Source organism: Pseudoalteromonas sp. SG43-1 (assembly GCF_014164415.1).
Classification (GTDB): domain Bacteria; phylum Pseudomonadota; class Gammaproteobacteria; order Enterobacterales; family Alteromonadaceae; genus Pseudoalteromonas; species Pseudoalteromonas distincta.
In genome coordinates this window covers 21,285-42,892 of the sequence record NZ_JACJFD010000008.1, presented here as the reverse complement: position 1 = coordinate 42,892, position 21,608 = coordinate 21,285, and the positions used below count along the sequence as shown (strand labels likewise).

Annotated in this window: 21 protein-coding genes and 1 tRNA gene; 20 read left to right on the top strand and 2 right to left on the bottom strand. The window is 38.3% G+C overall.

Annotation, left to right across the window (positions count from 1 at the left end):
- Window positions 1-22 precede the first annotated feature (22 nt).
- Both H5159_RS08060 and eno read left to right on the top strand, forming a co-directional pair.
- Window positions 23-1,657 carry a CTP synthase gene (locus H5159_RS08060; RefSeq protein ID WP_033020682.1) on the top strand — a complete coding sequence of 545 codons (1,635 nt, stop codon included), beginning with the start codon at window positions 23-25 and terminating at the stop codon, window positions 1,655-1,657.
- 112 nt (window positions 1,658-1,769) lie between these two features.
- Window positions 1,770-3,068, top strand: coding sequence for a phosphopyruvate hydratase (gene eno / locus H5159_RS08055; protein ID WP_002958706.1), 1,299 nt, complete (start codon window positions 1,770-1,772; stop codon window positions 3,066-3,068).
- Window positions 3,069-3,261: 193 nt separating this feature from the next.
- Here the strand turns inward: eno and mutH are convergent, their stop codons facing one another.
- The gene (gene mutH / locus H5159_RS08050) at window positions 3,262-3,933 is read right to left on the bottom strand and encodes a DNA mismatch repair endonuclease MutH (protein ID WP_182693772.1); all 672 of its coding nucleotides are present in this window, start codon (window positions 3,931-3,933) and stop codon (window positions 3,262-3,264) included.
- Between the two features lie 530 nt (window positions 3,934-4,463).
- Between mutH and rppH the strand changes: the two genes are divergently transcribed.
- The 18 genes from rppH (at window position 4,464) to H5159_RS07965 (ending at window position 20,862) form a co-directional block, all read left to right on the top strand.
- Window positions 4,464-4,982 carry an RNA pyrophosphohydrolase gene (rppH, locus tag H5159_RS08045; protein WP_002958704.1) on the top strand — a complete coding sequence of 173 codons (519 nt, stop codon included), beginning with the start codon at window positions 4,464-4,466 and terminating at the stop codon, window positions 4,980-4,982.
- Window positions 4,983-5,012: 30 nt separating this feature from the next.
- Window positions 5,013-7,277 (top strand): phosphoenolpyruvate--protein phosphotransferase, encoded by a 2,265-nt coding sequence (ptsP, locus tag H5159_RS08040; RefSeq protein WP_182673372.1) that lies wholly within the window; start codon window positions 5,013-5,015, stop codon window positions 7,275-7,277.
- Between the two features lie 90 nt (window positions 7,278-7,367).
- The gene (locus H5159_RS08035; RefSeq protein WP_182780116.1) at window positions 7,368-8,177 is read left to right on the top strand and encodes a sulfite exporter TauE/SafE family protein; all 810 of its coding nucleotides are present in this window, start codon (window positions 7,368-7,370) and stop codon (window positions 8,175-8,177) included.
- A 13-nt stretch (window positions 8,178-8,190) separates the two neighbouring features.
- The gene (gene lgt / locus H5159_RS08030; RefSeq protein ID WP_002958701.1) at window positions 8,191-8,994 is read left to right on the top strand and encodes a prolipoprotein diacylglyceryl transferase; all 804 of its coding nucleotides are present in this window, start codon (window positions 8,191-8,193) and stop codon (window positions 8,992-8,994) included.
- A 13-nt stretch (window positions 8,995-9,007) separates the two neighbouring features.
- A complete protein-coding gene (locus tag H5159_RS08025; RefSeq protein ID WP_182716104.1) occupies window positions 9,008-9,859 on the top strand; it encodes a thymidylate synthase in 852 nt (283 codons plus the stop codon).
- 23 nt (window positions 9,860-9,882) lie between these two features.
- Window positions 9,883-10,761: a UTP--glucose-1-phosphate uridylyltransferase GalU gene (gene galU / locus H5159_RS08020; RefSeq protein WP_002958699.1), complete on the top strand. Its 879-nt coding sequence runs from the start codon at window positions 9,883-9,885 to the stop codon at window positions 10,759-10,761.
- 700 nt (window positions 10,762-11,461) lie between these two features.
- Window positions 11,462-12,145 (top strand): SPOR domain-containing protein, encoded by a 684-nt coding sequence (locus H5159_RS08015; RefSeq protein ID WP_182716105.1) that lies wholly within the window; start codon window positions 11,462-11,464, stop codon window positions 12,143-12,145.
- A 368-nt stretch (window positions 12,146-12,513) separates the two neighbouring features.
- Entirely contained in the window at window positions 12,514-13,068 is a 555-nt protein-coding gene (locus H5159_RS08010) for an SPOR domain-containing protein (RefSeq protein WP_182780115.1), read from the top strand.
- A 115-nt stretch (window positions 13,069-13,183) separates the two neighbouring features.
- Window positions 13,184-13,786 (top strand): DUF4402 domain-containing protein, encoded by a 603-nt coding sequence (locus H5159_RS08005; protein ID WP_170071817.1) that lies wholly within the window; start codon window positions 13,184-13,186, stop codon window positions 13,784-13,786.
- 3 nt (window positions 13,787-13,789) lie between these two features.
- Window positions 13,790-14,272 (top strand): DUF4402 domain-containing protein, encoded by a 483-nt coding sequence (locus H5159_RS08000; protein ID WP_182780114.1) that lies wholly within the window; start codon window positions 13,790-13,792, stop codon window positions 14,270-14,272.
- Between the two features lie 9 nt (window positions 14,273-14,281).
- Entirely contained in the window at window positions 14,282-15,112 is an 831-nt protein-coding gene (locus tag H5159_RS07995; protein ID WP_182780113.1) for a molecular chaperone, read from the top strand.
- A 34-nt stretch (window positions 15,113-15,146) separates the two neighbouring features.
- Complete coding sequence (locus tag H5159_RS07990; RefSeq protein ID WP_259399103.1) at window positions 15,147-17,297, top strand: hypothetical protein; 2,151 nt, start codon at window positions 15,147-15,149, stop codon at window positions 17,295-17,297.
- A gap of 68 nt (window positions 17,298-17,365) precedes the next feature.
- Window positions 17,366-18,043, top strand: coding sequence for a hypothetical protein (locus H5159_RS21045; RefSeq protein ID WP_259399102.1), 678 nt, complete (start codon window positions 17,366-17,368; stop codon window positions 18,041-18,043).
- A gap of 10 nt (window positions 18,044-18,053) precedes the next feature.
- A complete protein-coding gene (locus H5159_RS07985) occupies window positions 18,054-18,683 on the top strand; it encodes an SPOR domain-containing protein (RefSeq protein WP_024594916.1) in 630 nt (209 codons plus the stop codon).
- Between the two features lie 56 nt (window positions 18,684-18,739).
- Window positions 18,740-19,333, top strand: coding sequence for a FlgO family outer membrane protein (locus tag H5159_RS07980; RefSeq protein ID WP_182732731.1), 594 nt, complete (start codon window positions 18,740-18,742; stop codon window positions 19,331-19,333).
- Between the two features lie 13 nt (window positions 19,334-19,346).
- Window positions 19,347-20,039 carry a FlgO family outer membrane protein gene (locus H5159_RS07975; RefSeq protein ID WP_024589981.1) on the top strand — a complete coding sequence of 231 codons (693 nt, stop codon included), beginning with the start codon at window positions 19,347-19,349 and terminating at the stop codon, window positions 20,037-20,039.
- Between the two features lie 7 nt (window positions 20,040-20,046).
- The gene (locus H5159_RS07970; RefSeq protein WP_182754023.1) at window positions 20,047-20,715 is read left to right on the top strand and encodes a FlgO family outer membrane protein; all 669 of its coding nucleotides are present in this window, start codon (window positions 20,047-20,049) and stop codon (window positions 20,713-20,715) included.
- A gap of 72 nt (window positions 20,716-20,787) precedes the next feature.
- A tRNA-Arg gene (locus H5159_RS07965) sits at window positions 20,788-20,862 on the top strand.
- A gap of 77 nt (window positions 20,863-20,939) precedes the next feature.
- Here H5159_RS07965 and H5159_RS07960 read toward each other — a convergent pair.
- Window positions 20,940-21,533: a DUF4303 domain-containing protein gene (locus tag H5159_RS07960; protein WP_024598731.1), complete on the bottom strand. Its 594-nt coding sequence runs from the start codon at window positions 21,531-21,533 to the stop codon at window positions 20,940-20,942.
- Between the last annotated feature and the right edge of the window lie 75 nt (window positions 21,534-21,608).

The window sequence follows — 21,608 nt, the reverse complement described above, 5'->3', positions numbered from 1 at the left end:
TTCCTGATATTCTAGGGTTCGCATGAGTACAAAATTTATCTTCGTTACTGGCGGAGTTGTTTCTTCGTTGGGTAAAGGTATTGCCGCAGCTTCACTGGCCGCTATTTTAGAAGCCCGTGGTTTAAATGTTACCATTTTAAAGCTGGATCCTTACATCAACGTTGACCCAGGCACAATGAGCCCAATTCAACACGGTGAAGTTTACGTTACAGAAGACGGCGCAGAAACTGACCTTGATTTAGGTCACTACGAGCGTTTTATCCGTACCAAAATGACTAGTCGTAATAACTTCACACAAGGCCGTGTATATGAAGACGTATTACGTCGTGAGCGCCGTGGTGAATACCTAGGTGCTACTATTCAGGTTATTCCACATATCACTAACGATATTAAGCAGCGTGTATACGACGGTGCTGAAGGTTATGATATTGCTATTGTAGAAATTGGCGGCACTGTAGGTGATATTGAATCACAACCGTTTATTGAAGCAATTCGTCAGATGGGAACTGAAATTGGCCGCGAACGCGCGCTATTTATTCACTTAACGCTAGTGCCATTTTTAGGCCCTGCCGGTGAAGTTAAAACGAAACCAACTCAGCACTCTGTTAAAGAGTTACGCTCAGTAGGTATTCAACCAGATATTCTTATTTGTCGTTCAGACCGTAAACTACCTAATAATGAGCGTGCAAAAATCTCATTATTCACAAACGTAGAAGAAAAAGCGGTTATTTCACTACCCGATGTAGACAGCATTTATAAAATTCCTGCGTTATTAAAAACACAAGAATTAGATAACTTTGTATGTCGTCGTTTTCACTTAGATCCACCAGAAGCTGATTTAGCTGAGTGGGAACAAGTACTTTATCAAGAGTCTAACCCAACGGGTGAAGTGACCATTGGTATGGTTGGTAAATATATTGAATTACCAGATGCGTACAAATCGGTTAACGAAGCATTAAAGCATGCGGGTCTTAAAAACCGCCTAACAATCAACATTGAATACGTAGATTCACAAGACTTAGAAAGCAAAGGTGTTGAATTACTTTCACACTTAGATGCTATTTTAGTACCGGGTGGATTTGGCGGACGTGGTGTTGAAGGTAAAATTTTAGCAGCTAAATATGCACGTGAAAATAAAGTACCATACTTAGGTATTTGTTTAGGGATGCAAGTAGCATTAATTGAATATGCACGTAATGTTGCAGGTTTAACGGATGCAAACTCTACAGAATTTAATGCAAATTCAGAAGCGCCTGTAGTTGGCTTAATTACTGAATGGCTAGATGCTGAAGGTAATGTTGAAACACGTAGCGAAAAATCTGATTTAGGTGGCACTATGCGTTTAGGCGCACAAAAGTGTCATTTAACGCCTGGTTCTAAAGTACATGGAGTATATGGCAGCGACGAAATTGTTGAACGTCATCGTCATCGCTACGAAGTAAATAATAACTTCGTAGAAATACTTGAAAAAGCAGGCTTAAGCTTTACTGGTTTATCAGAAGATAAAAAACTGGTAGAAATTATCGAAAATAAAGATCACCCATGGTTTATTGCCGCGCAGTTCCATCCGGAATTCACGTCAACGCCACGTGATGGTCATCCGTTATTTGAAGGGTTTGTAGCAGCTGCGCACATCCACCAAAAAGCGAATTCGTAATTTTAAAAGCCGTGCATATTGCACGGCTTTTTTGTTTTAAGGGCTGACTAAGCTATATAAAACGTAGTAAAGTTAGCTGAACTCACCATTTTGGGAATATAGAGGAATCAAGATGTCAGAAATCGTAAAAGTAATCGGTCGCGAAATTATGGACTCGCGTGGTAACCCAACTGTTGAAGCAGACGTACATTTAGCAGATGGTTCTTGGGGTCGTGCAGCAGCACCTTCAGGCGCATCTACTGGTACTCGTGAAGCATTAGAGTTACGCGACGGTGATAAATCACGTTACTTAGGTAAAGGCGTATTAAAAGCAGTTGGTTATATTAATAAAGAAATTGCTGATGCTTTAGCTGGTCAAAATGCATTAGATCAAAACGCTGTTGATAAAGTGATGCTAGATTTAGATGGTACCGAAAATAAAGAAAAATTAGGTGCAAACGCAATCTTAGCTGTATCACTAGCAACTGCGAAAGCAGCTGCACAGTCTAAAAAAGTTGAGCTTTATGAACATATTGCTGACTTAAATGGCACACCAGGTGTTTACTCTATGCCACTTCCAATGATGAACATCATCAATGGTGGTGAGCACGCAGATAACTCTGTAGATATTCAAGAATTCATGATCCAACCTGTTGGCGCTAAAAACTTCCGCGAAGGCCTACGTATGGGCGCTGAAGTATTCCACAGCCTTGCTAAAGTGCTTAAAGCTGATGGTCATTCAACAGCGGTTGGCGATGAAGGTGGTTTTGCACCTAACCTTGCATCTAACGAAGCGGCTCTTGCTGCAATCAAAGTAGCTGTTGCAAACGCAGGTTACGAGCTAGGTAAAGATATTACTTTAGCGATGGATTGTGCTGCATCTGAGTTTTACGACAAAGAAGCAAACATCTACGACCTTAAGGGTGAAGGTAAAAAATTCACTTCTGAAGAATTTAACTTCTTCTTACAAGATCTTACTAATCAGTACCCAATCGTTTCTATTGAAGATGGTCTTGATGAGTCTGATTGGGATGGCTTTGCACACCAAACTAAACTAATGGGTGATAAAATCCAATTAGTAGGTGATGATTTATTTGTAACTAACACGAAGATTTTAAAACGTGGTATCGACAACGGTATTGCTAACTCAATCTTAATTAAGTTTAACCAAATCGGTTCTTTAACTGAAACTTTAGCTGCAATCAAAATGGCTAAAGATGCTGGTTTTACTGTTGTTATTTCTCACCGTTCTGGTGAAACTGAAGATTCAACAATTGCTGATTTAGCAGTGGGTACTGCTGCAGGTCAAATCAAAACAGGTTCACTGAGCCGTTCTGACCGTGTTGCAAAGTACAACCAATTGCTACGTATTGAAGAGCAATTAGGTGATAAAGCACCGTACAACGGTCTTAAAGAAGTTAAAGGTCAGTAATTCTATTTTACATAGAATATAACTTTTAATTTTAAATGATAAAATCCTCGCCTATGCGGGGATTTTTTATGCCTGATACTTTTTCCAAAGAGATGAAAATAAATTGTATGCTTTAAGCTTGTTGATGTACGCAGCACTAAAGAGTGGAGCACAAAAGTATAACGCTTTACTCATGCTTTAACTTCTTACGCACTCATAGCTGAAACTGCTGCTTTAAAATATCACCTGTAAAACTGGTTTTTAAATAAAAACCACGGGGTAGGGTTTTAATTATTTGCCCATTTGGGCCAATAGCATCAGTGACTATTTTACTATGAGCAGCTTTGGGGCGTATTTGCATAGCATCGCCTAAATGGCCTGATATTTCGTCGACTCTACCTAGCGCAATTAGCTCCATTTGCTCTTCCCAGTCGCGCTGTAACAAAGCGTCTTGTTCAGGTGAAGGCTGCCACAAAAAGCCGCTGCCGATGGTTCTGTCAAACGGCGCAATATCACGTTCGCTTAAAATTGGCAGCCATAAAACATGATTTAGTTTTTTACGCACAGAGCTGGTATGCCACGTCATTCCCGTCACGTTCATTAAAGGTGTAACCGATACAAACGTAGTTTCCAGTGGCCTACCTTTATAAGAAATAGGCAGTGTTTTTAGCTCAATTCCTAAATCTTCAAAATCGGGGAGGGGTTTTGAGCCTGCAGTAGCGCCTAGTACGTATTCAATGAGTTGCCCAGTCCAGCCTTTTTCACGTAGTAAATCATCAGGTGTTTTAAAATAGTACTGGTTTGCAAGTTGCCCAAGTGTTAATCCGGCAATACTGTTAACGCGCTGCATTAAGTCGTTTATTGAGTGTGGTTTTGTAGGTCGCATATTCTTAATTTCGGTTGTATAAATACCATAGCCATGATAGCAAATAGGCTAAGCCGTGGATATCTTTAGGGTTGTACGTTTTTTGCCCGCCTGTTGTTTGTGTTAATTTTGCACATATTGAAATTAAGCTACTTTACTTTAAGTTACTGACTCTGCAGGTTTTTTTAAATGTGCACGTTCAGTTTTGATTAAGCCATTTCAAAGTTGTAAGGATAAATACAACTATATGAACATGTTTATCCACAGAATCTGTGGAGAAGCTAAGTTTTAAGATCTAATATTGTGGATTTGTTTGCAAAATGAGCGTGTTTTACAAAAGTTATGCACAAACTGTGAGTAACTAGAGGAAAACAAGAACCGCAATAGCTTTGCTGAGTTATTTTCTAAATATTTACCTATTCTCTATTAATTTATCAACATACTAAAAGCTCAAACTTAGCTCACTAATTGGCTTGGGTATAATAGTATTTGCCGTATTGCGGCTAATGTGGAACAATCATTAAAAATCGACTTACAAATGAGGCACTAAGGTGATTGATGCCGAAGGTTTTCGTGCCAATGTCGGAATTGTGATTTGCAATAATCAGGGACAGGTTTTTTGGGCCAGACGTTATGGTCAACACTCTTGGCAATTTCCCCAAGGTGGTGTTGATGATGGCGAAACTGCAGAACAAACCATGTACCGTGAATTACACGAAGAAGTAGGGTTGCGACCAGAAGATGTAGAAATAGTCGCAAGCTCAAAACATTGGTTACGCTATAAATTACCCAAACGATTAATCCGCCGAGACTCTAGTCCGGTGTGTATTGGGCAAAAACAAAAATGGTTTTTACTAAAATTACGCTGTAAAGACGAAGATGTAAATTTACTTAAAACCCATCATCCAGAGTTTGATGATTGGCGCTGGGTAAGTTATTGGTATCCTGTAAGACAGGTTGTATCGTTTAAACGGGATGTTTATCGACGAGTAATGAAAGAGTTTGCTCCTTTCGCCATGCCTTTTAATAAGAGAGAACAACATAAAGATCATTGGCGAAGTAAAAGGTAGTAATTTCTCGATACAATAAAGGAGCAGGGTATGCTGGCTACACTGAGATCTATTGCGGAGTCTGTATCGCGACAAGCGAATTTAGACAGCGCATTAGTGTGCTTTGTGCAAATGGTTAAAGATGCCATGAAAACCCAGTGCTGCTCCATTTATTTTGCAGATTACAGCCAAGACAATTTTGTACTTATGGCTACCGAAGGGTTAAATCCTGATGCGGTGGGTAAGTTTAGAATTGGGTTTACCGAAGGCTTAGTGGGCCTAGTAGCACAACGCGAAGAACCTATTAATATTGCATTTGCTAAATCACATCCTCGCTTTAAGCTCTCCCCCGAAGTAAATGAAGAAGGCTACAACGCTTTTTTATCTGTACCCGTTGTTCATCAAAAAAAAGTACTGGGTGTTATTGTTGTTCAACAAAAAATGGCACGTGTATTTAGCCAAGACGAAGAGTCGTTTTTAATAACGCTTTCTGCTCAACTTGCTTCACAGTTAGCGCATGCTGAAATTAAAGAAATACTCCGCCAAGATGAGTCATCTCATCAAACGTCTGTTTTAAAAGGCGTATCGAGCGCACCTGGAATAGGTATAGGGCAAGCATTTGTAGTATTACCAAAACTCGATTTTAAATCTATTGAGCTTTTAAAAGACAGTGACGTTACTGAGCAGCGCCGTTTATTTACTCAAGCTGTAGCTGCAACACGCAAAGAGTTTAATACCCTATCTATGACGCTAAGCGATTCTATTCCGCACGAAGCTCTTGCGGTATTTGATGTGTATCAACAACTGCTTGATGCTAAAAGTTTAGGGCATAATGTTGAAATGCAATTACAAGAAGGCTGGTGTGCTAAAAGCGCCCTAAAAATTGTAATAGAGCGTTTAATATCTCAATTTAATGCCATGCAAGACCCTTATATAAAAGAGCGTGCTGTTGACGTTAAAGACATTGGTCTTCGCGTATTACACCATCTTGTAAATACCGAGCACGCTGTTAAAAATTATCCGGCCAACACTATTTTAATTGCTAATATCTTAACACCCGCCATGCTAGCTGAGGTGCCAAAAGGTCACTTAACAGGCGTTGTAAGCGTAAATGGCTCTGCAAATAGCCATGCTTCTATATTAACGCGTGCGATGGGGATCCCTGCCATTTGGGGTATAGAAGATTTACCTCTACTGCAGTTTAATGGCAAACCGATGATTTTAGATGCATTTGCTGGGCGTTTATATATATCGCCTTCGCAAATGTTGATGGATGAATACACAGAGTTACAGCATCAAGATAACCTACTTAATAACCGCTTTTTAGCAGAGCAAGACTCTGAATCAATTACGCTTGACGGTGAGCATGTTAGCTTATTATTAAACGCAGGCCTTGAGCTTAATACCGAGCAAAGTAGCGCGCATATTTGTGACGGTGTGGGGCTTTATCGAACCGAAGCGTGGTTTATGCAAAAGGGTCAGTTTCCTTCGCAATCAGAGCAAGAAAACTGGTACCGAGAAGTACTAACTAGCTATCATCCTAATCCTGTGGTTATGCGTACATTGGATATTGGGGGCGATAAGGTACTCGATTACTTTAACATTACCGAAGAAAACCCATTTTTAGGTTGGCGTGGCATTCGTATTAGCCTTGATCACCCAGAGTTATTTTTAGATCAACTAAAAGCGATGCTTAAAGCCAATATTGGTTTAGGAAATCTAAAAATAATGCTCCCTATGATCAGCGGCACTGAAGAAGTTGATGAGTCACTTGCGTTATTTGAACAGGCTTATTTTGAGTTAAGTGAAAAATACCCAGAGCAAACCATAGAAAGACCCGACATAGGGATAATGCTAGAGGTACCTTCAAGTGTATTTATGCTTCCAGAGTGGTCAAAAAAAGTCGATTTTTGCTCAGTAGGTAGTAACGATTTAACACAGTATTTATTAGCAGTAGACAGGGCTAATGCACGAGTTGCCGAACTTTTTAACCCTTATCACCCGGGCGTACTCAGGGTACTAAATAAAGTAGCGCGTGAATGTGAGCAATATGAACTGCCATTTAGTTTGTGTGGTGAACTAGGCGGCGATCCTGAAGGGGCTATTTTGCTTATTGCCATGGGTTACAGGCGCCTTAGTATGAATTTATCATCGCTTAATAAAGTTAAATGGGTACTTAGGCGTTTAAATGTCAGTGACATGGAACAACTATTAAGTGAATGCTTAGCGCAATCCACAGCCAAACAAGTACTACGTTTAACGCGAAGCTTTATGCTAGAGCATAAATTAGGTGATTTGTTTTACACTCCTAAATAAGCTTATACGCCTAATTAATTGCAATACACAGATGCTATTAGTTTTATAATCCTTTAATATATAAACCTTAAAAGGGTATTTGAGATTACTATGTATGACTTAGGTTTGTTAGTCGCAAGCTGCGCACTACTAGGCTGTATTGTTGGGTTTTTAGCTGGGTTACTAGGCATTGGTGGCGGTTTAATTATCGTTCCAGTTTTAAGCACTCTGCTACTGTCATTTAATGTAACGTCAGCTGATCATGTATTAGTAATTGCTATTGCAACCTCACTCGCCTCTATTTTATTTACTTCAACGTCTTCAGCGCTGGCTCATCATAAAAATGATAACGTGCCTTGGGATATTGCCCCATGGGTTATGTCGGGCGTGGCTTTAGGTGCACTTATTAGTGGCTTTGCAGCAAGTTTAATCCCTGAACAAATATTGCGTACAGTGTTTGCTATAAGTGTTGTATTTATTGCAGCAAGAATGGTGCTATCCGCGCGTAATAAACCGATGTCAGATAAACCGTTTCCGGCAGGTCCTATTTTAGGTGGATTTTCTGCGATAATGGGCGGATTATCAGGTTTAATTGGTATTGGTGGTGGTGCTTTAATAGTACCTATGCTTAATTACTTTTCGGTTGATATAAAAAAAGCAATTGGCTGCGCAGCCGCGTGCGGAATTGTTATAGCATTATTTGGCTCTGTTGGTTACATCAGCGCAGGTTGGCATGTTACCGATTTAGAGCATGGTTTTGCTGGGTTTGTTTATTTACCTGCATTATTTGGAATTGTTATTACCTCGTGGTTTGTTGCGCCTATTGGCGCCAAAGCAACTCACTATTTACCTGTTAATACAATTAAGAAAGTTTTCGCGGTGCTGCTTGTAGTTATCGCAATTAAAATGGTTTTTAGCTAAAGGTTTATTTTTTATGGCACTTGAGTTTCCTCAAATTGATCCAATTATTTTTTCTGTTGGACCGCTAAGCGTACGTTGGTATGGCTTAATGTATTTAATAGGTTTTGCATTTGCGATGTGGTTTGCAAATCGTCAAGCATCAAAGCCAAATTCGGGTTGGACTAAAGAGCAAGTAAGCGATTTACTGTTTTACGGCATGTTAGGGGTAATACTAGGTGGGCGTATTGGCTACGTATTGTTTTACCAGTTTAGTTACTTTATAGAAAACCCACTGTATTTATTTAGAATAGACCAGGGCGGTATGTCGTTTCATGGTGGAACACTTGGCGTTATAACTGCCGTCGCAATTTTTTCGTGGACGCGTAAAAAGTCGCTTCTTCAAGTGGGCGACTTTGTTGCACCGCTGGTTCCTGTAGGGCTTTTAGCTGGACGTATTGGTAACTTTATAAACGGTGAATTATGGGGGCGTGTTACCGACGTGCCATGGGCAATGGTATTTCCAACGGGCGGTCCGCTTGCGCGTCACCCATCGCAATTATACGAAGCATTTTTTGAAGGCTTAGTGCTGTTTTTAATCCTGCAATGGTTTATTAAAAAACCACGTCCAGCAGGCAGCGTAGCCGGTGTATTTTTATTAGGTTATGGCGTGTTTAGATTCTGTATTGAATATTTCCGCCAACCCGATGCACAATTAGGTTTATTTGCCGACTTTATATCAATGGGACAAATACTTTCGTTACCTATGATTGTAGGTGGTTTAGGCTTATTAATTTGGGCATATAAACAACCTAAACAAATAACCACAGCTAAAGCATAATAAGAAGTAACGCATGAAACAATATTTAGAATTATGTCAGCGTATTGTTGACGAAGGGCAGTGGGTCGAAAATAAACGTACAGGTACGCGTTGTTTAACCGTTATCAATGCTGATTTAGAATACGATGTGGCTAATAATCAGTTTCCGATGATCACTACACGCAAAAGTTACTACAAAGCAGCGATTGCTGAATTGCTAGGCTATTTACGCGGGTACGACAGCGCTGCGCAATTTCGTGAAATTGGCTGTAAAACGTGGGATGCTAACGCAAACGATAACAATGCATGGCTTAATAATCCTAACCGTAAAGGTGAGGATGACATGGGGCGTGTTTACGGCGTACAAGGTCGTGGTTGGCAACGACCAGATGGCTCAACGCTTGATCAGCTTTCCAAAGTTATTAATAACTTAAAAAATGGCATTGATGACCGTGGTGAAATAATCACGTTTTATAATCCAGGTGAGTTTGAGCTTGGTTGCCTGCGCCCGTGTATGCATACACACACTTTCTCCTTACTTGGTGATACGCTATATTTAACGTCATACCAGCGAAGCTGTGATGTGCCACTTGGCCTTAATTTTAATCAAATTCAGTGTTTTGTGTTGCTTGCGCTAGTGGCTCAAATTACCGGCCACAAAGCGGGTAAGGCGTATCATAAAATTGCTAATGCACATATTTACGAAAACCAACTTGAGCTGATGCGTGATGTGCAGTTAACGCGTAAGCCATTTGCATCACCTCAGTTAAAAATTAATCCAGAAATTAAATCATTAAAAGACATAGAAACGTGGGTAACACGAGACGACTTTGAAGTAACAGGCTATCAATGCCACGAAGCGATTCAATATCCATTTTCAGTATAATAAAAGATTAAGGAAAACATAAAATGAAAGCAGTGATCCCAGTAGCAGGCCTTGGTACTCGTATGTTACCAGCCACTAAAGCAATTCCTAAAGAAATGCTGCCAGTGGTAGACCGTCCTTTAATTCAATATGTAGTAAACGAAGCCGTTGCTGCAGGCATTAAAGAAATAGTGTTAGTAACTCACTCAAGTAAAAATTCAATCGAAAATCACTTCGATACGAGCTTTGAACTAGAAGCTACTTTAGAAAAGCGTGTAAAGCGGCAACTACTTGCCGAAGTGCAAGCAATCTGCCCTAAAGACGTAACCATTATTCACGTACGCCAAGGTGAAGCAAAAGGCTTAGGCCATGCTATTAGTTGTGCTGCGCCTATTATTGGTAACGAACCGTTTGTAGTTATTCTACCGGATGTAATTATTGACGATGTAGAGAGCGATCTTAAAAAAGATAACTTAGCAGAAATGATCGCTAATTTTGAGCAAAACAAGCATAGCCAAATAATGGTTGAGCCAGTACCAATGGATGAAGTAGATAAGTTTGGTGTGGTTGATTTAGGCGATGTTGACTTAAAACAAGGTGAAAGCTCGCCAATTTTTAACATGGTAGAAAAACCGCCAGTAGACGAAGCGCCATCTAACTTAGCTGTAGTGGGTCGATACGTATTAAGCGAAAACATATGGCCGTTACTTGCAAAAACTCCGCAAGGAGCAGGCAATGAAATTCAATTAACTGACGCAATTGCGATGTTAATGGAACACGAAAAAGTAGATGCATACGCTATAAAAGGCCGTAGCCACGATTGTGGAAGTAAAATTGGTTATTTAAAAGCGACTATTGAATTTGCACTTCGTCGCGATGAATTTGCTGATGAATTAAAGTCATTTATTAAAAAACTGATTTAACAGTTAATGTAAATCATGAAAGGCGCCTATATCGGCGCCTTTTTTATGAGTTTTATCAGGCCTGTTTATCTTTCGAGGCTAAATTTGCAGCAGGCTGTTTGGTATTTAGGCAAGGCAGAGCCTATGTAGTGTGGTTATTCCCCATAAATAGGTGATAACGTAGTATAGATGCCAAACATGCGCTGCCCGAAGGGTTCTGCCTCGGGGCAATTTACTCTTTGTTGCCTACATGGATGTAGGTAAGGGGCGTGAGCAGGACGCGGAAGCTTTACTCGGTTTTTACTTATTCTTACAGGGATGTAAGTCAGTAGAATAACGCAGGAGCAGTTATCGAGCCCACTAGGTTACAAACCTCGCGCCGCGATTAAATAGCCCCTAGATTGAACAAGTTTTAATCCTGAAAGGTCAACAGGCCCTAGAGTAAAATAAGAAAGGAGCCTCTTTAAAAATAAAATTTTTAGGTCATTACAGACATATTGTTATTTATGTTGTAAAGTTTGTGTTAACTGGCATTAAATTTGTATTAAATAATGCTCTCAAGGAAGGGTGGGAGTATGCAACGTTGTGTTTTACAAAACACTGACAAGCATGCGAAGAGCTAAGTTTTATAGCTCACAGCTTAAATAAAGTTAAACGCTTTCTTGTGAGAATGTTTAACTGAAATGTAGTGTAAGAACACTGCTTTCAGGACAGCAAATACATGTTTATATATAAAAAAAATAACATTGGGTTTTTATTCAGCTTGCTAATGCTTTTATTTGGCACAGCATGCAGCGTTACGCCTGAAATAAAAACTATTGATGAACAGCCTCAAAGTAACTCGCCTGACTACGTATCAATTACAGCCTTGGAGCTTGCTCAGCTAAAAGATGCCGCAATGCAGTGGCAACAAGCTCGTGAAGGCATAGAGCGAATTTTAAGGTTAGAAAAAGAAATAACTTATCTCGTAAATCATATTGATATTATAAACAGCAAAGCAATTGCGCAGTCTAATCAAGGGTATAGCAGCAAGTCTGTACGTTCACCACGAAACACACGCAATGTTAAGTCACGCCAACAAGTTAAACAAAACTACAGTAATAAAAAACAAGCTGTAAAATTAAATAAACCAAAACATGTATTTGCTTTGCAAGTAGCTTCGGTTGATTCAGAGCAAGGTGTGGCTAAAGCATGGCAAGAGCTAAATACTAAAGCAGCACCGTTATTTAGAGACAAAATATTGACTAACGTAGAAACCGCCAAGATAAACGACAAAATGTTTTACAGACTAAAACTAGGCTCTTACCAAAACTTTAAAAATGCAAAAGCAGATTGTGACGTATTCAAGCTGTATAAACTCGATTGTATAGTAAGTAACTACACCGATAAGCCAGTAAGGCTGTAGCCCGTATTACGTAATATCAATCTGTAATAATACCTAATCAATCTGGGGATTAAACCTGACGCAATTATCGCTAATAATTTTGATATACGAGTGCACGGAGGCAGTAGCTAGAGCAATACAGCAATAATTAGTGATAGTAATTAAATAATGCAATTTTGTTTTGTTATCAACTCGGTTTTCTTACTTCAAAATAGACTACTTAATTAAAAAGTTGCTATAAATTGGCGCAAAATTTGCTTTGATTTATTATCTTGGTTAGTAGAGTGCATTTTGCAATGCGGTATTTGAAGTCTTGTCATTTAATATCAGTTTTATTCTTATCTTTTTATTTATATGGATGCAGCAGCGCAACTGTAAATAACGAGAGCGTGCAGCATTCTTTAATAACTGATAAACAAGTAAAAGAGTATGTTTCGCAGTGGCACTTACAGCAAGAAAGCATTGGTCGTTTAACTGCTATGGAAGATGATTTACAGCTATTAATTATGGCGTTATCGTCTCAAAGTGAATTAACTGAAAACCCTCCTTTACTCATGCAAAGTAAAATCGATATCACCTATGGTAATCAGCCTTCACAGAATTTGGAACCGACGGCACTAAATAACACTCCCGAAGTAAAAACACCAAACTTACAAAACTCAGAACTCACCTTAACAGATGAAACTAAAATTGGAGCACAGCTTGGTTGGTATTTAAAGCCAGAGCTTGTTAGAGCAAGAGTCGAAAGGCTTAAGCAATTATACCCTAGTGCATTTACTCAATTTAATTTTACTATGTTTGAACGTAAAAATAATAATATGACTTTGTATGGATTACGTGTAGGTCCATTTAAAAACGATGCTCAAGTAAGTGCGTTTTGTTATTTAGCTAATCAGCTTGATCAAGTATGTAATATTGCTGCTTTTGTCGGAAAACCAATATAATTAATAAATTAGGACTTTTAAACTTATATAGTATTAAAGTATTTGTACTAATAGTCGATACTAACTATAGTTGGGCAAATATTTGATAAAGCCCATTTTCTTATAAGGATTTAGCATGAAGTTTTATTTATCTGCATTAGCTGTAGCCACCGTGGTCAGCTCGTTTAGCACTTATGCTGCTACAGAGTCATTTGAAGCGAAAGTAACAGTACAAAATGCTGTAGTACTCACAAAAGATAACGATTTAAATTTTGGTACTATTCGTGCTATTTCAGATCCATTAGGCGCCGAACAAGCAACGCTGACAGTTAATCCTGATCCAGCTGCGAGCCCTGTTACTTCACAAGATAATCCAACTGGTAACGCTGCGAGTATCTCAATAATTGAAGGTGGTGAAGCGGGTGCTTTCAGTGTGTCAGATGTAGTACCAAACTCTATTTTAACCATTAGCGACCCAGTAAATACTTTGATACTACCCTTAGCTGGCCAAGGCTTAAATGAACCTGATTTTACTGTAGATGCTTGGACTTACTTTATAACGAGCGGAACAAATGCAGGAGCGCTTTATACGCAGGGTACTCCTAACCTACAAGCTGGTGCTGATGGCGCTGTATCATTTAATATAGGCGCGACTCTTTCTACTTCATCAAACGCATCAAGTGTGGATTACCCTGATGGTGAGTATTCTGGTAGCTTTAATATTGAAGTGTCATATTAATTAGTGTTTAAACAAACAATGCGCTTTTTGTATGTTTCTGCTTGGCTTTCGTTAATGTTTAGCGAGCAAGCCTATAGCGCAAGCATACAACAAGAAGCGCTTAATTTTGGCACTTTAGTTATCCTTCAAAATAATACTTTAAGCTCTATCACGATTAACCACAATGGTGAAATAACCACATTTGGTAGTATTTACGTATTAACTGAGGGGAATCCCGCAGAACTTTTATTTACCGATTTACCTCCGCTTACTCAAATATCGTTTAATAAAATGAGTGACTCTACATTGCAAAGTGAAGTACTTGGAGCTAATAGTGCCAAGTTTTCGGTTGTATTAGTGGATTTACCAAGCACGCAAACTAGCGATGAATTTGGAGATCTTTTACTCAAAGTAGGTGGCCGTTTAATAACGACAGGGACTAGCCAAAGTTACTTAGATGGTAGTTTTATTACTGACACCCAATTAGAAATTACGATTGATTACTAAAGGAAAAACATGCTTTATAAAGTTGTAGTGCTGCTCGCACTGAGTGTATGTATTTTAGGAAAAAATGCATACGCAAATTTACTTATCTCTCCAACCCGTATTAGTTTTGATGAACGTCAACGAACCGCTAAAGTTACCGTAATTAATACGGGGGATGAATATCAAACATATCGTGTTTTATGGAGTGAGAAGCAAGCGCAACCTAGCGGTGGCTACATACAGTTGGCAGAGGCTACAAGCGAAAGTTTAAGTTCAATGGCACGTTTGTCACCAAAACAAATGCGTTTAGCACCTGGTGAAAAACAAACAGTAAAAATAGCAATACGTAAACCTAAAGGTCTAGCTTCTGGTGAGTACCGCTCTCATCTTCTATTTCAAGCATTGCCTGGTGAAAATACTAATAAAACAAGCTCAATAAAAGTTAATATGATTATGAGCTACAGCATTCCTATTTTGTTACGTAAAGACATGAAACAGCCAGAAGTTGCCATAGAACAAGCTAAGCTAGTGCTAAATGAAAGCAATCAACGTCCTCAGTTTTTATTGAATATAAAACGAGAAGGTAAGTTTAGTAGCTACGGTAAATTAAGTGCTTACTTTGTTGATAGCAATAACGAGCAAGTTAAAATTGCAGAAATTGGTAATTTAAGTATTTATCCAGAAGTGGATAATGCGTTTGTAACCCTTAGTTTATTTAGTGACAAAAATTTAGATAAAGCAGGAAAAGTCATTTTTAAATATGAAGGCAGTCAAGAATATAAAGACCTTACATTTGCACAATACACTCTGCCTCTAACCTCACAATCACTTAATGTTTTAATTGTGAATGACGCTAAATAATTTATTGTATGCACTATTACTAAGCATAAGTAGTTTGCTTAGTAATAGTGTAATAGCTAATCCTAATTCTTCCGTGGGGGATGCTTTAACAACACTACGCGCAATTGAACTAAAGCTAACTAAGCCCGTTGAAGTAATTGATTATAAAAACAAAGAAAATCAGCAACAGCGAATCGCCACAGGCGAGTTATTAATACTTTCGCTTTATTTAAACTCATACTACTTAGGTGAAGTTGCAGCAATTAAAAGCGAGCAAAGTGTACAAGTTAGTTTAAGCGACTTATTTGATATTCTACAATTTGCAATGAATGTTGATGCTAGCAATCGAATTGCTCAAGGTGTTGGAGCAAATCAACAACCTCTTTTTCTAAATGCAGCGGTTACACCCGCTGTATTTACTAGTCCTACACAGAGCTACTTATTAGCAAAAAATCAAGTTACCATTGAAGATGATATTTATGTAGATATTCAAAGTTTACATAATGCTTTAAATCTAGAGTTTAATATTGATTACCCAGATTTAGAATTACTTATAAGCTCAGAGATCCCCTTACCGGTTGAACAACAAAGATACAGACAGTCGCGCAACCTAAAATCACCTAACAAGAGATCGCCACCTACGCTCCCATGGAAAGCTAGCCCATATAAAGCGCTATCTTCTCCGGTTGCCGACTTACAACTAAATTTTACCGCGAGCGATGATAGACATTCTACGAACTATTCACTTTTAGGCACTCAAGACTTTGCGTATTTATCTGCAGAGTATTTTTTGTCTGGACGAAGTACTGACTTACTTACCAACTCTAGGTTAACGTTTACAAAGCAAAACTTAGACAAAGAAATAAAAAACAGCTTCATGCCTACTGAAATATCTTTTGGTGATGTTATCGCCACGCAAGTAGGTAATAACTACAGTAGTCAGTATGCCCGAGGTGTTAAAGTTTCTAATAATGTAACCAGTAGAAAAATAGTTAATAACCAAGTTAACTTAAGCGGTGCTATACAGCCAGGTTGGGATGTAGAGCTGTATCGTAATGAAATATTAATAGACCAACAGCTTAGCCTCGCAGATGGGCGTTATATTTTTGATAATATAAACCTATTATTTGGAGCTAATAATTTTGAGCTTATTTTTTATGGGCCTCAAGGTCAAGTTGAGCGTAAAAGTGATTATTACTTTGTGGACGGAAATCAACTTAAGCAGGGACAAGGTAACTATGAATTGTCGGTTACTGAACAAGGCAAGCAGTTACTAAATAACAATGTTTCAAGCTCGCAGGGGCAGGGTTGGCAAGTTGCGGGTAGATATGAGCAAGGGCTTACAGATAATATATCTGTATACACTGCTACATCAGGTCAAAAAAATACGGATGACGATCTACTTAAGTATGCATTTGGTACCAACATAAGCTTGTTTGACCGATTATTATTAAATGCGAATGTTGAAAAAAATAATAACAATGAACAAGAATTTGAATTTACAGCCCGAACTCAAATTGCCGAACAATCACTACTTTTTAGCGCTACAAATCGTACCGACGAACAGCAGCAAGATTTTAACAGCTACCAAATAAATTTAGCTGGTGGGCTAATGAATAATACCTATGGACGCCTTTCTTATCAAAATAACGTCTTATATGACGATAGTGATATTAGAGGGCGTTTTAAACAAGTACGCAACCAGTTCAACTACTCATACTCAGGATTTGCACTAAGTAACCAATTGCTGTGGCAACAAGACGATAGCTCTAAGAGTACTTTTGGAACAACACGTTTTCAAAAGCGCTTTGGGAGAACCTACACAAGGTTTGGTATAGATTATAGTATATCGCCAGTAAGTGAGCTTGTTAGTTACGAGGCTGAGTTTAGCCGCAACTTGGGCCGAGATTTACAAGCCGAACTGACTATAACTGATTCCCTTCGTAATAATATTCAATCGGCCGAATTAGGACTCAATTGGCAAAGCGACAAGTTTAGTTTAACGAGTAACTTAAACTACAACAGTAACGATGATTGGCGGCTCGGTATTTATAGTCGTTTTAGCTTAGGGTTTGATGTTGAACACAACACATATTTTGTCTCTAAGCTCAGCTTAACTAACACGGGTAGTTTAATGTTACGCGTATTTTTAGATCAAAATAATAACGGTATTATTTTGATGATGAGCACGGTGTTGGCGGCGTAAAGGTAAAAGGCGTTCACAATTATCGTCAAGCAATTACAGACGAACACGGCGTTGCGCTATTAACTTCAATGCCAGCAAATCGTACAACAGATATAATACTAGATAGAAATAGTTTTGAAGATCCGTTTTTAATACCAGCTAATGAGGGTTTTTCTATTACACCAAGGGCTGGTTTTGTAGAGTATATGGACTTCGCATTAAATAATGCCAGTGAAGTGGAGGGAGTTGTTTATCAACAAAAAGGTGATACAACACAGATCCAGCCCTTTGCAAATATAGCGCTATTGAATGAGAAAGGGGATCAAGTTGCACAAACTCAAGCAGCATATGATGGCTATTATTTATTTACAGACCTTAAACCGGGGCAGTATAAAGCAGTAATTGATGATGAATATAAACAACGCAAGCAGCTAAACAACACTCAAAATATAACAGTTAATTTATCGCCTCAAGGAGATGTAGTAATGGGCGTTGATTTAACGTTAAAGGCGCTCAGTGCAACAACAGGAAGCATTGCCAATGCCGGAAGTTTTAGTTCGTTAAATATCTTAAAAATTTATTACCGTTTAATAGCACCACGAATAGAGCAGCAAGAAGCTTTTTATATGTATGATAAAGCTAAAAATAAATTTATTTTAGCCTTAGCGTACGCAACAAATAGTTCGCCAAAGCTTATCTCTGTATGCGACTCAGTAAAAGCGCAAGGATTAAAGTGTGTTATTGAAACACATGAAATACTTCATTAAAGGAATTAGGATGAAAAGAGTTCAATGTATATTTTTAATCAGTGCAATGTTGCTAAGTTATGGTTGTGCGAATAATAAAGCAATTGATAATAGTATTACTCAGACGGAAATAGCTGACGAAAAAAGCTACGTAAAAATAACAAAGCAAGAACTTGAAGCTCTAAAAATGAGCTCCCAGCAGTGGCAAAATATGAGGCCTGAACTTGCGCGTTTATTACTTATTGAAGAAGACTTAAGTTTACTAATATCGCAACTTAATACAATTGCAAAAGAAAATGAGCAGAAAAATGCACCAGTAATAAAAGCAGAAATCGTTAATACCAACACAATTAATAACTCGAATATACAAGTAACAAAACCAGTTAATCCCAAATTTGCTTTACAAGTGCTTTCAATAACGCAAAAAGAACAACTCTCTTTAGCTTTTAGGCAACTACAGAAAAAGCTTCCTAACTTACTAGGCGATAATTTTGTAATGAATGTTGAAACAATAAATGTAAAAGGAGTTATGTATAACCGCTTAAAGCTAGGCGCATACATAGACAAAAAAAACGCTATGGCTGACTGTCAAAAATTAAAGAGCCAAAATATAAATTGTTTAGTTAGTTATTACGTAGATCAGCCTTTTACCGCACAATAGCTAAGTCGGCATACAAATTGCTTTATCCTCAGTATGTTTTGAAGAGGATGGCAATTATGCGCCTTTTACTGCCTTTATTATTTTTAAATTTAGCTGCTTGTAACTTGGTGCCACCGCCAGAACCAAGTGTGCCTACAGATGCACCTAAAGCAGCCATGGCTCCTTTTACGGTTAATGACTATGTAGTTAATTTAACGTCGCAACTTAACCACCTAAACGGAGCATTAAATGCTAATGCACGTGTTGGCGTTAGTAGCTTCTTTTATGCAGATGCACTAGATACAAAATTAGTGACAGGGCAGGCCTCAGGCTTAAGTCAGCAGATCCAAGAAAGTCTGCTTACGCAATTTACTCAACTAGGTTATCACACCGTTGAGTACAGACTTGGGAATAACCTTTCTTTATCAGAAAACTCAGACAGTATTTTAAGTCGCGATTTAGGTAAATTACGTAATCGCCAAAATATTGACTTGGTTATCACAGGAACAGTGACTCGCCAGCAGCATGCATACATAGTTAATGCACGGCTTGTGAATATAGAAAATAAACAGGTGCTCTCTGCGGGAAGTACCGAGATCCCAATTAATGTAATGTGGGGCAATGAGAAAATTCAGCAGCGTGACGGACTTTTATACCGAAGCGAATACTAATTTGGAGCACAAAATGAAAAACCTATTAATTACATTATGCTTACCACTGGGCTTTGGTTGCTCTCAAATACTAGGCACAATGAATACAGACACCGCAACACCACAAAGTGAGCAAAGCAATCAACTGGTGAGTAACCAACGCGACGTTGCAGCGCCTGTTTCTGACGATAACTTATTTCAGTCAGGAATGGCTCCACAAGATAACTACACAAAAGCAACACCGCCAATGCGTAAAAATATTAACCATTATGTGCGCGGCATAATGCAAGACATGGTTGAAAACTTACAGTACGTAAGTGAACAAACACCATTAGCTGTTTCGAGTTTTATTTTTTTAGATGAAGACTACAACGATGGTAGCTTACTAGGGAATCAAATTGCAGAAAGCTTCATGCATGAATTACACAGCTTTGGTGTACCCGTTATTGATTTTAAAACAACTGATTATATGCGCGTTACCTCAACAGGCGACTTTGTATTTAGTCGCGACTATTTAGAGCTAAATCAAGATCAAAACTTTAAGTATGTACTAGCCGGTACGCTTGTAAACCATCAAGGTGGTGTACTTGTTAATGCACGTATTGTTGGGCTAGAAAGTAAGGCCGTAGTAGGTTCTGCACAAGGGTTTATTCCACAGTCGGTTGTTGATGCGCTTAATAGTAGCTATCGCACTGATGGCATAATGTTAAAACAAGCAAGCAAGTGAGATAATTATGTATAGTAAATTATTAAACCGCTTTATCGTTTTTTTTGCTTTAGCTAATTTAACTGGTTGTGCCTTTACTCAAAATAATGAAAGTGCTGAAATGAATGCATCTTCAACCACACAAGTAAATTATGACTTAGCAAGTATGCTTAAAACAGCTGAGCAAAAATCAACTCAAGACGATGCTAACGGCAATCAATTTACACCACTTCAGCACCATAAAACACTTGCTAACTATGTAGAGCAAATGGCACTTGATTTGGTTGATACGCTTGAGTTTGAAAGTGATACCGACACCAATATTAATATTGCCGTTACTACCTTGGTCGATCTTGATTCATCGCTTACTAAAAGTAATCAATTGGGTAATCAAATTTCTGAAACATTAATTCATCAGTTACAAAAGTTTGGTTATGGCGTGGTTGATTTTAAAACAACCCAAACAATAGATGTAAATAGTCGTGGTGATTTTGCTTTTTCGCGTGATATTGAAAAGCTTAGCGAAGAGCAAATGGCGAGCCATGTATTAGCGGGTACATTAATTTATCGCAGTGATGCTGTTGTTGTAAATACACGTGTAATTAACGCGCATACAAAAAAAATCGTCGCGAGTAGTCGAAAACTAATCCCAATTTATGTACTAAATAAAGAAGATATATACTTATCAAGTAATTAAGTTCAGTTGTCGCTTGATATAAAAAACCAGATGCCGTTATAATTCACACCTCTAAGCACACAGCTTATTTGTGGCCTCTTAGTTAAATGGATATAACGGCCCCCTCCTAAGGGGCAGTTGCAAGTTCGATTCTTGCAGGGGCTACCAATTAAATCAATGAGTTATATTTTAACTTCCCTTCCTTATACTTTGTGTATAGCTTATATGTAGTAGTGCTGCACTTTTTAATTAAAGGCGTTTAAAGCTTCTTGCTCACATTTTTCACGCTCTGAAACCATGGCTTCAAAGTCGGCTTGAATTTGTGCTAGAACAGTTGGTGGGTTTAGTCGTTTGATTCTTTTAAATTGAATGCTTTCTTCTTCATCATAGGCGAGTATTGCTAAAGTGATTTTTTCGCGTTCGATACCATTTGAAAATATTCCTTCGGCATCTAATTGTATGAGCACTTTTTCCATTGTCGTAAGCCATTGATGCCAATTATCCATTGCTTCTATATCTGATTGAAACAAATCAATGCTGTCTTCTAGTTTTTGGCACTCTAGAGTTGTTTCATCAAAGTATTCGGAATAATCCTCAAGCATCGGGTAGTCTTCTGGATTCCATTTAGCCATGTAAAAGCTACTTACATCGTTGTTGTACTCTGCTTCAAATACTTTTTTTAAATCCGATAAGGTATTAAACATTGGCAGTAGTGAGTAGCTACCTGTGTGGTAAAAGCCCATTACATAAAGATCGTTACCGTATTTTTGTATAATGTTTTTAAATGCTTTTTTGGTATCTTGGTAAAGTGTTTTTTCGAAGTTTTTAGTATCTAACATGAGGTCATTATTTCTTTTATTATTACAGAAATTTATATGAAAAAGAGAGCGATTAAAACTCACTCTACTAAAATG

Coding starts and splice junctions, on each gene's coding strand:
- lgt (WP_002958701.1), top strand. CDS start 8,191: ATGGCACTTGAGTTTCCTCAAATTGATCCAATTATTTTTTCTGTTGGA.
- H5159_RS08035 (WP_182780116.1), top strand. CDS start 7,368: ATGTATGACTTAGGTTTGTTAGTCGCAAGCTGCGCACTACTAGGCTGT.
- H5159_RS07970 (WP_182754023.1), top strand. CDS start 20,047: ATGTATAGTAAATTATTAAACCGCTTTATCGTTTTTTTTGCTTTAGCT.
- H5159_RS07980 (WP_182732731.1), top strand. CDS start 18,740: ATGCGCCTTTTACTGCCTTTATTATTTTTAAATTTAGCTGCTTGTAAC.
- H5159_RS08005 (WP_170071817.1), top strand. CDS start 13,184: ATGAAGTTTTATTTATCTGCATTAGCTGTAGCCACCGTGGTCAGCTCG.
- H5159_RS07985 (WP_024594916.1), top strand. CDS start 18,054: ATGAAAAGAGTTCAATGTATATTTTTAATCAGTGCAATGTTGCTAAGT.
- H5159_RS08060 (WP_033020682.1), top strand. CDS start 23: ATGAGTACAAAATTTATCTTCGTTACTGGCGGAGTTGTTTCTTCGTTG.
- H5159_RS07975 (WP_024589981.1), top strand. CDS start 19,347: ATGAAAAACCTATTAATTACATTATGCTTACCACTGGGCTTTGGTTGC.
- H5159_RS21045 (WP_259399102.1), top strand. CDS start 17,366: ATGCCAGCAAATCGTACAACAGATATAATACTAGATAGAAATAGTTTT.
- H5159_RS08015 (WP_182716105.1), top strand. CDS start 11,462: ATGTTTATATATAAAAAAAATAACATTGGGTTTTTATTCAGCTTGCTA.
- ptsP (WP_182673372.1), top strand. CDS start 5,013: ATGCTGGCTACACTGAGATCTATTGCGGAGTCTGTATCGCGACAAGCG.
- galU (WP_002958699.1), top strand. CDS start 9,883: ATGAAAGCAGTGATCCCAGTAGCAGGCCTTGGTACTCGTATGTTACCA.
- H5159_RS07960 (WP_024598731.1), bottom strand. CDS start 21,533: ATGTTAGATACTAAAAACTTCGAAAAAACACTTTACCAAGATACCAAA.
- H5159_RS07995 (WP_182780113.1), top strand. CDS start 14,282: ATGCTTTATAAAGTTGTAGTGCTGCTCGCACTGAGTGTATGTATTTTA.
- H5159_RS08025 (WP_182716104.1), top strand. CDS start 9,008: ATGAAACAATATTTAGAATTATGTCAGCGTATTGTTGACGAAGGGCAG.
- eno (WP_002958706.1), top strand. CDS start 1,770: ATGTCAGAAATCGTAAAAGTAATCGGTCGCGAAATTATGGACTCGCGT.
- mutH (WP_182693772.1), bottom strand. CDS start 3,933: ATGCGACCTACAAAACCACACTCAATAAACGACTTAATGCAGCGCGTT.